14 protein-coding genes are annotated in these 12,278 nt (G+C 60.4%); 7 read left to right on the top strand and 7 right to left on the bottom strand.

Going from position 1 to position 12,278, the window contains the following annotated elements; translation table 11 throughout:
• Positions 1 to 47 precede the first annotated feature (47 nt).
• Complete coding sequence (locus VGD45_RS11910) at positions 48 to 611, top strand: hypothetical protein (RefSeq protein ID WP_331155524.1); 564 nt, start codon at positions 48 to 50, stop codon at positions 609 to 611.
• A 70-nt stretch (positions 612 to 681) separates the two neighbouring features.
• Here VGD45_RS11910 and VGD45_RS11905 read toward each other — a convergent pair whose 3' ends face one another.
• Together VGD45_RS11905 and VGD45_RS11900 are read right to left on the bottom strand one after the other, a co-directional pair.
• Positions 682 to 1,116 carry a hypothetical protein gene (locus VGD45_RS11905; RefSeq protein ID WP_331155523.1) on the bottom strand — a complete coding sequence of 145 codons (435 nt, stop codon included), beginning with the start codon at positions 1,114 to 1,116 and terminating at the stop codon, positions 682 to 684.
• Positions 1,117 to 1,123: 7 nt separating this feature from the next.
• Positions 1,124 to 1,732 (bottom strand): hypothetical protein, encoded by a 609-nt coding sequence (locus VGD45_RS11900; protein WP_331155522.1) that lies wholly within the window; start codon positions 1,730 to 1,732, stop codon positions 1,124 to 1,126.
• Between the two features lie 627 nt (positions 1,733 to 2,359).
• On the opposite strand from VGD45_RS11900, the gene VGD45_RS11895 reads away from it, so the two are divergent.
• The 4 genes from VGD45_RS11895 to VGD45_RS11880 all read left to right on the top strand — a co-directional run bounded on the left by VGD45_RS11895 (position 2,360) and on the right by VGD45_RS11880 (position 3,865).
• Positions 2,360 to 2,851, top strand: a complete 492-nt coding sequence (locus tag VGD45_RS11895; RefSeq protein WP_331155521.1) for a hypothetical protein — start codon at positions 2,360 to 2,362, stop codon at positions 2,849 to 2,851.
• Positions 2,852 to 2,867: 16 nt separating this feature from the next.
• Entirely contained in the window at positions 2,868 to 3,248 is a 381-nt protein-coding gene (locus tag VGD45_RS11890) for a hypothetical protein (RefSeq protein WP_331155520.1), read from the top strand.
• A 25-nt stretch (positions 3,249 to 3,273) separates the two neighbouring features.
• On the top strand, positions 3,274 to 3,552 hold the full coding sequence (locus VGD45_RS11885) for a hypothetical protein (RefSeq protein WP_331155519.1): 279 nt from the start codon (positions 3,274 to 3,276) through the stop codon (positions 3,550 to 3,552).
• A gap of 97 nt (positions 3,553 to 3,649) precedes the next feature.
• Complete coding sequence (locus VGD45_RS11880; RefSeq protein ID WP_331155518.1) at positions 3,650 to 3,865, top strand: hypothetical protein; 216 nt, start codon at positions 3,650 to 3,652, stop codon at positions 3,863 to 3,865.
• A 350-nt stretch (positions 3,866 to 4,215) separates the two neighbouring features.
• Here VGD45_RS11880 and VGD45_RS11875 read toward each other — a convergent pair whose 3' ends face one another.
• Positions 4,216 to 5,229, bottom strand: coding sequence for a zinc-binding alcohol dehydrogenase family protein (locus VGD45_RS11875; protein WP_331155517.1), 1,014 nt, complete (start codon positions 5,227 to 5,229; stop codon positions 4,216 to 4,218).
• 96 nt (positions 5,230 to 5,325) lie between these two features.
• Here VGD45_RS11875 and VGD45_RS11870 point away from each other — a divergent pair, with 96 nt between their 5' ends.
• Positions 5,326 to 5,706, top strand: coding sequence for a helix-turn-helix domain-containing protein (locus VGD45_RS11870; RefSeq protein WP_331155516.1), 381 nt, complete (start codon positions 5,326 to 5,328; stop codon positions 5,704 to 5,706).
• Positions 5,707 to 5,869: 163 nt separating this feature from the next.
• Here the strand turns inward: VGD45_RS11870 and VGD45_RS11865 are convergent, their stop codons facing one another.
• The 3 genes from VGD45_RS11865 to VGD45_RS11855 all read right to left on the bottom strand — a co-directional run bounded on the left by VGD45_RS11865 (position 5,870) and on the right by VGD45_RS11855 (position 10,251).
• Positions 5,870 to 7,186 (bottom strand): endo-1,4-beta-xylanase, encoded by a 1,317-nt coding sequence (locus VGD45_RS11865; RefSeq protein WP_331155515.1) that lies wholly within the window; start codon positions 7,184 to 7,186, stop codon positions 5,870 to 5,872.
• Between the two features lie 75 nt (positions 7,187 to 7,261).
• Positions 7,262 to 8,800 (bottom strand): non-reducing end alpha-L-arabinofuranosidase family hydrolase, encoded by a 1,539-nt coding sequence (locus VGD45_RS11860; protein WP_331155514.1) that lies wholly within the window; start codon positions 8,798 to 8,800, stop codon positions 7,262 to 7,264.
• 587 nt (positions 8,801 to 9,387) lie between these two features.
• Positions 9,388 to 10,251, bottom strand: a complete 864-nt coding sequence (locus VGD45_RS11855; protein WP_331155513.1) for an NmrA family NAD(P)-binding protein — start codon at positions 10,249 to 10,251, stop codon at positions 9,388 to 9,390.
• Positions 10,252 to 10,363: 112 nt separating this feature from the next.
• Here VGD45_RS11855 and VGD45_RS11850 point away from each other — a divergent pair, with 112 nt between their 5' ends.
• A complete protein-coding gene (locus tag VGD45_RS11850) occupies positions 10,364 to 11,290 on the top strand; it encodes a LysR family transcriptional regulator (protein ID WP_331155512.1) in 927 nt (308 codons plus the stop codon).
• A gap of 247 nt (positions 11,291 to 11,537) precedes the next feature.
• Here the strand turns inward: VGD45_RS11850 and VGD45_RS11845 are convergent, their stop codons facing one another.
• Positions 11,538 to 12,269, bottom strand: coding sequence for an SDR family NAD(P)-dependent oxidoreductase (locus VGD45_RS11845; protein WP_331155511.1), 732 nt, complete (start codon positions 12,267 to 12,269; stop codon positions 11,538 to 11,540).
• Positions 12,270 to 12,278: the final 9 nt, after the last annotated feature.

Raw genomic sequence — 12,278 nt, 5'->3', positions numbered from 1 at the left:
GGCTGACACGGATCCATATGTTGTGCATGGGATCCAGAGGATTCTCGATGAAGCTGGGTGAGAGCGCCAGACCGAGGAAAAACCCGGTGTGGCTCTGGGTGCGCATTCTACTTTTGTTTGCGCTGTTCGTTATTGTCGGATTGCTGCCTGCGCTGACTGTCATTCCTGCGTCGGCCGTGCCGTCATTGGCGGACATGCAGTTTAGTGAAGGAACGATCTCGACCAAGTCGGTAGGGAGAGCGGGCCCGCGTACCATGATTACGAGAAATGGCGGTGACAAAGAGGAGTTCTCCTGTCGCGAGAACTTCGGAGGAAGGCACACTTGCATTCACCCCCGCTACGCAGGTGGAGCAGGGCAGATTCATTGGTTCTGGGCGAAAATGCCTCTCGATAAGAGCTACAAATTCGCGGCGCAAATAGTTGTGAACGGGAAAGTTGTGCGCGATCGCTCGACTGCGATCGAGGAGCTCGAGGAAACGCGCGTCGTCTTCCAGTTCATGTGGGGGCCGCTTGCCTTCCTCGGCTTCGTTGCGTGCGTATTTGTAATGGTCGTGGATAAAGGGACGGTGGTCGTGGAGAAGCAGTCGAGGAATGAATCGGTCAACCAGTGAGGCGAACTGTCGCGCGCAGCAAAGCGGACACCAGTTCGCCCACGGCTAAGGTTGTAGCTGCTCCTGGAGCTCATGCGATTGTTGGAAGCTCCGCCTCCGCGCAGAGCGAGAACACGAATGCGCCGTCGTGTGCGAACTGGATGAACTCATCCAGGATATTCAACAGCGATTGCTCGCTCGAGCGGCCCAATCCGATGTGAGCACGCATCATTCCGCTGAAATAGGGGGAACGCTTTGCCACCTGCAGCGCACTCGCCCATTCGGTCGCGTCCGCTGCTTCGATTCGCTTGGAGTCGTGCATGCCGCCCGGCTGATAGTTGTGGCGTATCGGTTCGGGCGCTGAGGGATTCTGCCGGGCACTCGTCACATACGTGGTGCCTCGGGGATGCCAGCCGAACGTCTGGCCCAGATCACGCAGGAATTCCCATGTGTCGGAACGACAGACGATGCGCCGAGCGTCATGCTGGGGTGCTCGTCGAACTGCAACGACCGTCGCGCACGACATGGTCTTTTCAAGCGACTGCCATCGCTCCATAACACACCGGATCCAGTCGAGGCGCACGTCGCGCGTCCGCCACGATACGCTCGCGAGGGTCCTGCGCGTAGCGGGTCACATGGGAATAGCCGTTCAGCTCGCCGCTTTTGAGCCGCATGGCCTGGATGATTGTGACCGCCCAGAAGATCGTTCCCCCCGGCCGCCGGTGCCATCTCTGTTGTGTATCGGAGCCGTGAAGGCATGCGGCTACCAGGCCGCTATGTGGCCGCCCGAAAGTCACGTCGTGCGGCAAATAGAACTGTGAGACGTGAGCGCCAGCGACTCTGAGATCGAACGCCTTGGCGCCTGGCAGGGTATCGTGCCATGCGACGACCATACCGCGCGTATCCAGGATCGCGATCGAGCAACGATCGCCCTTATCGACGCTCGCCGCATACATCCAGGCGCCTTGCTTGGTCAACAAGCGTTGTCGCCAGTTCTGCGAGGTCCGATCGCGGGCTGTGAGGGTTGGTGCGCGCAATCTGATAATGTTGCCGCCTGTATCGGCGGGATGCCGCCGCCCGGCTTTCGAACAGGCGCCTTCGTTCAGCAGTTGCCGTAGCTGGCGAGATAGATCGTGCAACATGGTTACTCCGCTTGGGATAGGACAGTGGGGGGCGCTGGAGCGCCGCCTGTCCATGCGGATGCGATAACGCCGTAGATTGCTCGATCGCGCATGTAGCCGGACCAAACGAGTGTGCGCCTTGCTGGCCCAGATAGATAGCTAAATCTTCGCTGCTCGCGGATTCCTACGCAGAGGGAGGTGTGACGGACGCGATGCGTGCCGAAGATTCTGCGTAGAACTCGAACGATTACAACAACCTTCCGTTCGATCAGCGGCAGGCTGCCGCGCGCGAGTCCCGAAAAACATATTTATCTATCTAAAGGAGGCTGATGCGCGCACACTGCGGGCCACTTCGTCCCCATGGAGAACGATTTGCGCGTTTCGGCGATTAACCGGCTCGTCGCCGGATGTGCGGCGGTATTGCTCGTTACGGTCACGATATGCAGTCACGCGCAGGATTCGAGTTCCGCCATTCCCGAGAATTCACGTCAGAGAAGCTATGGTGGCGGTTGGGAGTGCATGCGGGGTTATCAGGAGACGCAGGGGCGTTGTGTTCGGGTGGTGGTTCCGTCGAACGCATATCTGGATTCACGGGGCTCGTGGCAATGCGAGCGCGGGTATCGCCGCTCAGGGGAGAACTGCGCGGCCGTGCAGATTCCTGCGAACGGTTATGCCGTGGACTCCAGCTATGACCAGGGCTGGCGCTGCAATCGCGGCTATCGAGCTGTCGGCGATTCCTGTGTGAAGATCGCGCTGCCCGCGCATGCCTATTTGCTCGACTCGATGTACGGCGTCGGATGGGAGTGCGAGCGAGGCTTCAGAGAATCAGGTGGCGAGTGTGTAGCCATCGAACTTCCAGCGAACGCATATCTGGCGCGCTCCGGCGACGATTGGAAGTGCGAGCGTGGTTTTCAACGAAGCGGCAGCCAGTGCTCCCTCATCGTCGTGCCGACCAATGCGTACCTCAACGACACAGGTAGCGAGTGGCGCTGCCACCGTGGCTTTCGCAAGCAAGCTGGCAGTTGCGTCGCTGTGAGAGTGCCGCCTAATGCATTCATCAACTATTCGGGAGACGATTGGCAATGCGAGTTGGGCTTCCGCAAGCAGGACGGCGCGTGCATCGTAGTGGCCGAGAGATGATCATCCGGGTGAGGACATGAGCAATTCAAACCGGCCGGCGGCGTTGCACGCTGCGCTTCGATTCGTGGTCACGAGCAACATACCCTCGGACTACAAGTCGACGCTCATCGAAGTGCTGACCCAGGCAGTGCGTGACGATGAGGCGGCCGAACGATATCGCGAGTCTATGGCGGAGCCCGAGGGAGAATGGCAGGAGCATGAGATCTCGCAGCTGAAATCGTTCTTGCAAGGGCGGACTGCGAGAGGCTGGCAGCATGCGGATGAGTGCGTGATGCAATTGGCTGCGCAGCTGCATCGCGGGTCTGAGTCGGTTCGTCACAAAGCGACGGAGCTCGGCTTGGGGGCGGCCGTGGACTACCGGTTTGCCAAGCAGTCGAAACTCGACCGCGACGAGTGATCGTCCGCGACACTGGAGCGCGCGATTGGAATACTCACCGGAATTGCTGATGCGTCAGCAGAAGACCAGCGAATCCATGGCCGAGGATATCCGGCTCGCGCTTGAGCACATGGACCTGTCCGATCGAGCGCCGAGCTACGCGACTGCGCGCAAGCACTACAAGAAAGCTCGCCTGGCTCATGACGCGGTAGATCAGCTTCTCAGGCGGGAATTACCGGCGTCTCCAAGCACTCGTGCAGAGTTGGGAGCGGCGATAGCCAGGCTCAGGTCCCGCCTGGTGGCGTACGAGAGCGCGCATTTGTAGATCGTCTGCGGGTGCAGAGGTGCACCGAAACCTCGGCATGTCGCCGCGAACAGGAGTAGGCTGCGCGACCCTGCCACGACCTTGTGATGACATATATATGAACTGGACATTAGCAGAGAGCAACTGGGCCCAGTTCCGAGGTACGGTGAAGGCTCGCTGGCTGAAGCTCGGTGACGACCGGTTGCAAGCGATCGCCGGGCAGCGAGCCGCGTTGCTGAACGCAATTCAAGACGTTTACGGCCTCACCCGGAGCGAGGCCGAGAGGGAGATCCGGGCGTTCGAGACACGCAACAAGGATTACCGACCCAAATAGCGGCCGGGGACATCACCCCATGAGCCGCTGAGGTGTTTTCAAGCTCATCCGTTCGGTAAGGGTGCAGTGGGCTGTGGAGTCTGCGCTTTGCGCTGTCGTTTGGCCTCGCTTTTTCGGCGCTTCGACTCTTCCCGCTGTTTCTTCTGCTGGCGATAGTTGGGCTGTTTCAATGTGTTTCCTCGGCGCGTGAATGGCGGCATGCACTTGCGTGCAGTGTACGCGATGGCGAAGTCTGCCGAGTCGATTGTCGCCAGTAGGAGTGACTTCTATTTCGGCGGGGCCGGGGGTGGCGGCCAGACGACACTCGCCGCGCTGCAGTCCCTTGGCTGCGGCCCTCGAGTCTTGCGGCTTCAGAGGTCGATCGTTAATACGACTTTGCCTGTCATTCGCCCACTCTCGACTAGGGCATGAGCATAGGCGAGCGATGCCGGAGATAGATTTCCGATGACTTGCCTTGCGGTCGAGCGCAACACTCCGGCATCTACATGAGCGGCAATCTCATTGAGGATGACGTGATGTCCCGTGAGGGCCTCGCCTCCAATAGCAAACCTCGTCACGATGTCTTCCCAGTGTACGGAGGCGCTCTTCGCTCGGAGGGGGGCGACATCCAATGCATCATGGTTGGTGATTACGCCGACTTTCCCATACGGGGCAATGAGTCCGGCGATCGCCGTCCAATGCCGATCTGTCTGGGTGAGTGCGGCGATATGGGTAATGGGCGGTGCACCGAGGGCGGCGAGCTCGTTTCGCAAGTCCCGGGTATGGTCGATCACGTGATGTGCTCCAAGTGACAGACACCACGACCGACTCTCCTCTCGCGACGCCGTGGCAATCACTTGCAGTCCTGTCAGCTGATGTGCCAGCTGGATTAGCACGGATCCAACGCCACCAGCCCCGCCAAGAATGAGGATGGCGCCATCCCGCCGACGGCCGCGCTCAACCGAGAGGCGCCCGAAGAGAAGCTCCCAAGCCGTAATTGCTGAAAGAGGTAGAGAGGCCGCTTCTGCAAAACTCAGCTTCGTCGGCTTGCGGCCAACGAGACGTTCGTCGACCGCATGCACCTGCGCGTTTGCGCCTGCCCTCGTCAGATCTCCCGAGTAAAACACTTCGTCACCAGGCATGAATAAGGTGGCCTCGGAACCCACGGAGAGAACGATACCGGCGGCATCGAAGCCAAGAACATCGACGGCTTCTCCCATATCCACCTGCCCGCTACGAATCTTGGTGTCCACGGGGTTGACCGATACCGCCTTCACGGCAACGAGAATGTCTCGCTCTCGAAGAACCGGCAGCTCCTTTTCGACCAGGGAAAAGCGCGTGGAGTCGACCGGAACCGCGCCTCGGTGGTAGGTGATGGCTCTCATGTAGCGGTCCTGTTGTTTCGATGCGCTACATTGACGCGAAAGCGCGCTTTCGGGCTACACTCATTTGGCGTAGGTAGTTCCTCAATGGGTAGTGGGATGAAGGTGAAGCGCTACGGTACTGTTCCGGGCTGTCCGGTCGAAGTCACGCTCGACCTTATCGACGGACGCTGGAAAGGTGTCGTGCTCCATCACCTTCTCGAATTCGGATGCCTGCGTTTCAACGAACTCCACCGCCGCCTTCCGGGCATCACGCCACGCCTGCTGACAAAGCAGCTCCGAGAGCTCGAAGCAGTTGGGTTGGTCAAGCGCACGGTCTACGCCGAGGTGCCGTTACGTGTCGAATACCGGCCGACTGAGGAAGGCGGCAGCCTGAAACCGATCATCGACATGCTCGCCAAGTGGGGAGAAGCCCGCCTCGAACGTCAACAGTCCGCCCAGAGCCGGACCAAAATGAGCCGGCGCCGCAGGTCCAAATGAGGCGACCCTCGCCCAAGCTTGTCCGTAGAGTCATCGAGCGGTACGTGACCTATTGGCGGGTCCAACCGAATGTAGCTTGATACTCAACTAGATGACGCCCCTCCGTGGAGGGGCGTCATGCTGGCGGCCTGCACCTGCGAGGCTCGCATCGATAGAAACAAAGTTAGCGTCCCAGGTAGTTCATCAGCCAGGTCATCGCGGGACGGTGTCTGCCATCGCTGTAGATCAAGCCGCTGCCATTCACCCAGGTGCTGCCAACCACGTATCCCCAGAGCGTGATTCCGTCCACGGATGGATGGTTGTAGAACAGCGGGAACTGGGTCTGCATGATCTGCAACTGCTCCTGATCGTTGGTTCTGGCAACGTCGTACTCGGTGATGTAGATGGGCAGGCCCAGCGCGGCCACTTGGTTTAGCTTGTTTTGGATGCTGGTCAGAGACTGGCCCTCGAGGCCGTGGCCCTGCGCCCCGAGCGCGTCGACGACCCCGGCGTTGACTGCCGGTCTCGCCATCTCTATGAATCTGTCGGTGTCCCAGCTCAGCACGTTGTAGTCGTTGAGGATCAGCACGGCGTTGGGGCAATACTGCCGCGCCAGCTGGAAGGAACGGATGATCCAGTTGTTGCCGAACGCGTTCTGCGCAAAGCCCGCCGGCGCGTGGCCTGGCGTGGCCTCGTTCACCACGTCGATCAATGCCGTTCTTGGATAACGCGCGCAGTAGTCACGAATCCATTCCTCGATCTCCGCGGCCTGTTCGGATGCACTCAGATTGTTGATCCAGTTCGGCGCCTGGTTACCCCAAATGAAGGTGTGGTGCTTGAAGGGGATGTTGTTCGCGATCGCATAGTTGTACGCGCGGTCGAGGCCCGACCAGTTATATACATCGCGCGTCGGTTCGACCGTGCCCCACTTGCCCTCGTTCTCGGGCGTGATCTGGTCCCAATACTGAATGAAATCAGACCGCACGTTGCCGTTGGTTGTGATGTTGCCGACGAAAAATTCCGGGCGAGGCCCGCCGCCACCCACGTCCCCAAACCCTATAGCGCCGTTACAGTGCATCCATTCACTGTTGCTGCCGCCACCGCAACGTCCGTTGGCGTAGAGCCCCGTGTTGTAGCTCTGAGCCTCCGCCTGCCGCGCTTGCCCGTTGACGGTGATGTAGTCCACCTGCACGTCGCGGCCACTGGCATCGTTGGTGAACGCCACTGTAATGCCGCCGGAGAGATTCGTGGCTGCGCTGTAGTCCCGGTAGCTCGTCGTGAGCGTCCAGCTCGTAACATTGATGTTGTTGACACGCAGCGTGATCGATTCGCTGCCGGCGGTGCCGCGGGCACGCACCACGATCGTGGAGCTTTGTGCCTCGGCTTCCGATACGAGCCCTGTCATGAACAGGAAAGTAACCGCCATCATTCCTATCGCGAGGATCCTCATGGTGGGTCCGCCCACCTTCAAGAATCCGGTGCTGCTCGTTGCTTGTCTCATCGGATAATCCCCCTAGATTGAAAAAGATACCGCTAACAATTTGCTTCGTCGTTCAGAACGAGTCGTTTCACGTCACTAGCAGGAAGAATTGCTTTGGGTCAGCAGGCCCATCCGCCAGGGCAGGCGGATGTAGTCACCACCCGCGCTCGGGTCTTGTCCCTGATACAGGAACTGCATCCGGCACGGATTCAACGGCAGCGTCTGATCGTTACCTGCCCGGATCAGCTCCCCATGGCTGAAATCTCGCGTCCAGGCGGTGCCATTGAAGGTGACATTGTTGGATCGAGCGAAGGGATTCGACTCGGTCGCGAGGTGCGGACTCCACGTCCCGGCCAGGCTGCTCGACGTGAACGAGCGATACCAACGCCGTCCATCCGAGCCGATCGCTTCCTGCAACAACAGATATTGATTGACTCCCGTGACCTTGTAGACCGCGCTGCCCTCGAACAAGGCGAAGCGCGAGTCCTGTAGCGCGATCACCGTGTTGCCGAAGCCGTTCGGGAAGTTCGCCAGCGTGGTCTGCGATCGATAGATGTGCCCGTTGTCGTCGCTGGAAAACAAATAACAATTGGCGGCATCGCAGATCATCCAGAAGTCCAGCCAGGAGCCATTGCCCTTGTTCTGCGTCACGATCGCCGGCTCGCTGCTCATGAAGTTTCGCGGCGTCGTCCACGAGCGAGGGTTACTGGGATCGGTGCTGGTGGAGTAGGTGGGCAGGCCGGTTTGATAGACCAGGTACCACAGATTTTGTGGCGCGAAGTAGAAGATATGCGGTGCCGCTCGATAGCCGCGGCCGATCGGCGTGGCCGTGTCCAAGTAGGTATGTGTTGCCGCGTTCGCCTGCGGCCAGTCCGCAAACGCGAAGTGCACCAGGTTCCAGCCTTGCGACGGGCTCGCTGTCGTCGCATAGACCTGCCATGCATTGTTATGCCGAACGACCGTGAAATCTTTGATCGCTACTACATCGCCATGCGCGGAGTCCGGTTTCGGGCCCGCCAACACACCGCTGGAGCTCCACCGAATCGACGTTGGCAATGTTCCGCCGGGCGTTGTTCCGTCGACACGCACCAGCTGCCATTGCTGATTGGCGCCGTTCCAGTCGGAATATTGAACGACGCTCGCGCCGTTTGCGGTTGAGGCGCCTTGCACTTCGACGGCCTTGTTGCTGTGACGGCTGATGAGCCGCACATAGTTGCTGTCCGAGTCCGACAGCCGGAACTGCTGATTGGCGCCGTTTGTGTCGGCCCACTGTACGATCGCAGCGCTATCGGCGGTGGACCAGTTCAGAACATCGAGTACTTTGCCCGAGTGCCGCGACTTGAGCCGGTAATAGCCACCGCCCGAGTCCAGGAACTGCCACTGTTGCCACGCGCCGTCGTTGCGAGTCCACTGCGCGATGATCGCGCCGTCGTTGGTCGCGAGGTTATATAGATCCAACGCCTTGCCGCTGTGCCGATTCACCAGCACGTACCATGCGCCGGTGTCCACCGTGGCCGCCGATGCAAACGGTGCTCCGGCCGTTGCTGACGTTATAAGAATTACCAGCGTCGCTGCCAGCGCGCTCAGGCCCGATCGCCAGCTGCGATAACGACGTTTGAAAAGCCTAACATCCATGTTTGCTTCCCCCCGCGCGCCATTGCGCGAGCGAACTTTGGTCGCGAATGGCCAGCGTTGTCAATAGCTGTAGCGTTGACGAGTTCACGACACGCGCGCGTGGTGGATATCGCTTCGCATGGAGAGTGCCCGGCGCTTGGTGATACACGCTAGCCCACACGATGGCGAGTTTTCAGTAAAGAAAAGAAGTTTATTAGTAAAATCAAGCGATTCTGGTCAGAATGCGAGCGACAGTTGCCTGGCTCATCCCGGTGGATGGTCGTAACTGATGCGGGCGCCTTGCAGCGAATTGGCAACGATCGATCATGAAGCTCCACACGCCGACTTGCGCTCCCACGTAGAAGAATTGCGCCGCCATGCCGAACAGAAAGCGATGTTTGATCAGCAACGCGGCGATCGCGCCGCGCATCGAAATACAATCACAAAATAAAAATACCGTCTGTCAGCTCGCACGCTACCGCGACATGAAATTTTGCGCCGAAAGCATGCCGTATCGTTCATTGGCCGAAACGAATCTCTTCCAGCAGATGATCGCTGGACAGTCACGCGTTTCGGATGTGGGCTTTCTTGCGCTCACTAGCGAACGTTCATTGCTCGTTCGCAAGCTCCGCGAGTACCGCCTCCAGCGCTACCGAACCGGTGCGTTGCTCCGTACCGTTGCGTTCGAAATCGATCCAACCTTCGTTGAAGCCGTCGAGCATGCGCATGCGTGCTTGCGGATGCTGCATGCCTTCGCTGCGAAAACGTTGCTCCCAGGTAGCTCGCGGGACCGCGGCAACGTCGACCGCATGACCCAGCGCGGTTGCGAAACCGGAGGCGATGTCGAGCGGGCTGACTTTGCGTGGTCCCGACAGCTCGACGACACGCACACCTGACCATTGCTCGCATAAGAGATCGGCGGCGACTCGACCGATATCGCGTGTGCTCACCATGTCGATGGCGCGGTCGGGCGGTTGGAGATAACTTTCGATTCGCCCTGCGCGCGCAGCGGCGACATCCCACGCGGCGTTCTCCATGAACCAGGCCGCGCGTAGGAACGCCACGGGAATTCCGCTTTCGGCGAGCATTCGTTCGACGATTCGCGCGTTGTTGAGAAGATTGAACTGTTCGACCTGTGCGCCGACCGTGGACAAGTACACAACCTTGTCGGGTCTGGCTTGCGCGATCGCTGCCGAAACTGCGGCCGATAAGCGCTGGACGTTGGGAAAGCCGGGCTCCGGGTCATAGTCGGGCGGCTGCATCAGGAACACGCCCGAGGCGCCTTTGAACGCCTTCGCGAGCGCCGTCGCATCCGTGCCATCGGGCACGATAGCGATGTCGCAACCTCGTGTTTGCCACACATCGCCCTTCGATGCGGAACGTACGACCGCGCGGACCGATTGGCCGCTGGCCAGCAGCGTTCGCGCGAGCTTGCCGCCCACCTTTCCGGTAACTCCCGTCACGACGAACATCTCGACTCTCCTGAAACAGCTCATTCCTGCGGGCACAGGTTGATTCACTGCTACGCTTCGATCCAGTGGGGTTCGGTCAATTCATCTTTGCGAGAATTCAAAGGTGGGCGTGATGAGTTTCGATGGACGATTGCTTGCGGGAATGAGCGTGCTCGCCGCTGTTGCGGAAACCGGGAGTTTTACGCAGGCGGGTGAGTCGCTGGGACTGTCGGCTTCGGGTGTCAGTCGCGCGGTTGCGCGGCTCGAGGAGCGCCTGGGCGTGCGTTTGCTGGATCGCTCGACGCGCGCTTTGCGGTTGACCAGCGAGGGAGCGCGCCTGTATGAGCTTGCAACTCCTCATCTGGAGGGGCTGGAGGAGGCGGCTAATGCGACCTCAGGTGCGGCTGTCGTCGTCAGTGGTGGCTTGCGAGTCAGTCTGAATCCGGTGTTCGCGCGGCATATTTTCGGACCGAAGCTGCCGGCTTTCATGCGGCGCTATCCATCGGTCGAGCTCACGATGCTGCATCAACCGGATTCCGAAAACCTGATCGCGGAGGGCGTGGACGTCGCGGTCAGGTTCGGGCCGCAGCCGCCGTCGCGAATGTCGTCGCGACTACTGCTCGAAACGCGGGTGCTCACGGTCGCCACGCCGTCCTATCTCGCCAAGCACGGGCGACCGGCCGAGCCGAAGCAGTTGGCGAGCCACGAATGTTTGCAGTTCATCGACCCACAGAGCGGTCGGCCATTTTCATGGGAGTTTCAGCGGCGCTCGCAGGCGCTCCCGGTGCAGACCCGGGGGCGCGTCACGTTCAGCGATCCGGATATGATGATCCAGGCGTGCCTCGCCGGAATGGGAATTGCGCAGGCGCTCGCGATCAGCATCCGGCATCAGCTCGCAAAGGGCGATCTGGTGGAGCTGTTCCCCGACTGGCCCGGCGAAACATTCCCGCTCTATGCGGTGCGACCGTCGCGCCGGCTGCCCTCGGCGACCGTCCAGGTGTTTCTGGACTGGTGCGTCGAGGTCTGTCGCGAGTTTCAAAGTAACAATGCGACGCGCTGATGCGATCTCGGTGGCAGCGCATCTTCAGCGCGCCCGGATCAAAAGCGTGTGCGCACCCCAGCGCTCGGAAGTAGGCTCGGCTCTCCTGTTTGATCACAGCACCACTCCCGAGCGGTCATTCTTTTTTTACGGGCCTGCGTCCGTCCGAGGAAATCGCCTTGCTGGTGGATGACTGCGACCTGAGCCAGGGCAAGCACGGTTGAAGCTCGCTGGGATCTGGATTGTGGACCCTGTGTCGGCAATGGCATCACACCTGGCGCATGCCACCGTCGACGCACAGCTCGGCGCCCGCGATGTAACTTGCGTCGTCGCTGAGCAGGAACAGCGTCGCTGCCGCGATTTCTTCGGGCCGGCCCATGCGGCGCAGTGGGATTTGATCCAGCAGCGCCGCGCGCATTTCTTCCGAAGTGGCAGCCATCATGGCCGTATCAGTCGGGCCAGGGCTCACCACGTTGACACGGATGCCTCGCGGCGCCAGCTCGGCCGTCCAGGTGCGCGCGTAGGATCGCAACGCCGCTTTGGTCGCGGCATAAGTTCCATACGAGGGGATGCCCATCACATCGGCAATCGACCCAACCAGCACGATGGAACCCCCATCGCTCATGTCAGCGGCGATTGCCTGCAAGCCGAGCACCGGGCCGCGCACATTGACGGAGAACAGACGATCGAAGTGTTCCGGTGTCTCTTCGGCGAGCGTGGCGGGCTCTGCAATCCCAGCATTCAAGACCAGCGCGTCGAGGCGGCCATGCGTCGCGGATATGGTTGCAGTGGCTGCCGCTACATCCCGCGGCACACTTGCGTCCGCAACCAGACCCCGCGCTCCTCGCCCGATCTTCTCCGCTGCCCACTCAACCTCATCGGCAAGACGGCCGGTAAAGAATACTGCCGCACCTTCGGCGGCCAGGCGCTCGGCCACGGCAAAACCGATTCCCTTCGCGCCGCCCACCACCAACGCCACCTTGTTCGTCATTCGAGCCATCGTCAGCAC

The organism is Steroidobacter sp. (genome assembly GCF_036402275.1).
In the GTDB taxonomy this organism is placed as follows: Bacteria; Pseudomonadota; Gammaproteobacteria; order Steroidobacterales; family Steroidobacteraceae; genus Steroidobacter.
Note: the sequence above shows the minus strand (reverse complement) of the source record. Positions and strands in the feature narration are given on the sequence as shown.

Coding starts and splice junctions, on each gene's coding strand:
- VGD45_RS11910 (WP_331155524.1), top strand. CDS start 48: ATGAAGCTGGGTGAGAGCGCCAGACCGAGGAAAAACCCGGTGTGGCTC.
- VGD45_RS11905 (WP_331155523.1), bottom strand. CDS start 1,116: ATGTCGTGCGCGACGGTCGTTGCAGTTCGACGAGCACCCCAGCATGAC.
- VGD45_RS11900 (WP_331155522.1), bottom strand. CDS start 1,732: ATGTTGCACGATCTATCTCGCCAGCTACGGCAACTGCTGAACGAAGGC.
- VGD45_RS11890 (WP_331155520.1), top strand. CDS start 2,868: ATGAGCAATTCAAACCGGCCGGCGGCGTTGCACGCTGCGCTTCGATTC.
- VGD45_RS11880 (WP_331155518.1), top strand. CDS start 3,650: ATGAACTGGACATTAGCAGAGAGCAACTGGGCCCAGTTCCGAGGTACG.
- VGD45_RS11875 (WP_331155517.1), bottom strand. CDS start 5,229: ATGAGAGCCATCACCTACCACCGAGGCGCGGTTCCGGTCGACTCCACG.
- VGD45_RS11870 (WP_331155516.1), top strand. CDS start 5,326: ATGAAGGTGAAGCGCTACGGTACTGTTCCGGGCTGTCCGGTCGAAGTC.
- VGD45_RS11865 (WP_331155515.1), bottom strand. CDS start 7,186: ATGAGACAAGCAACGAGCAGCACCGGATTCTTGAAGGTGGGCGGACCC.
- VGD45_RS11860 (WP_331155514.1), bottom strand. CDS start 8,800: ATGGATGTTAGGCTTTTCAAACGTCGTTATCGCAGCTGGCGATCGGGC.
- VGD45_RS11855 (WP_331155513.1), bottom strand. CDS start 10,251: ATGTTCGTCGTGACGGGAGTTACCGGAAAGGTGGGCGGCAAGCTCGCG.
- VGD45_RS11850 (WP_331155512.1), top strand. CDS start 10,364: ATGAGTTTCGATGGACGATTGCTTGCGGGAATGAGCGTGCTCGCCGCT.
- VGD45_RS11845 (WP_331155511.1), bottom strand. CDS start 12,269: ATGGCTCGAATGACGAACAAGGTGGCGTTGGTGGTGGGCGGCGCGAAG.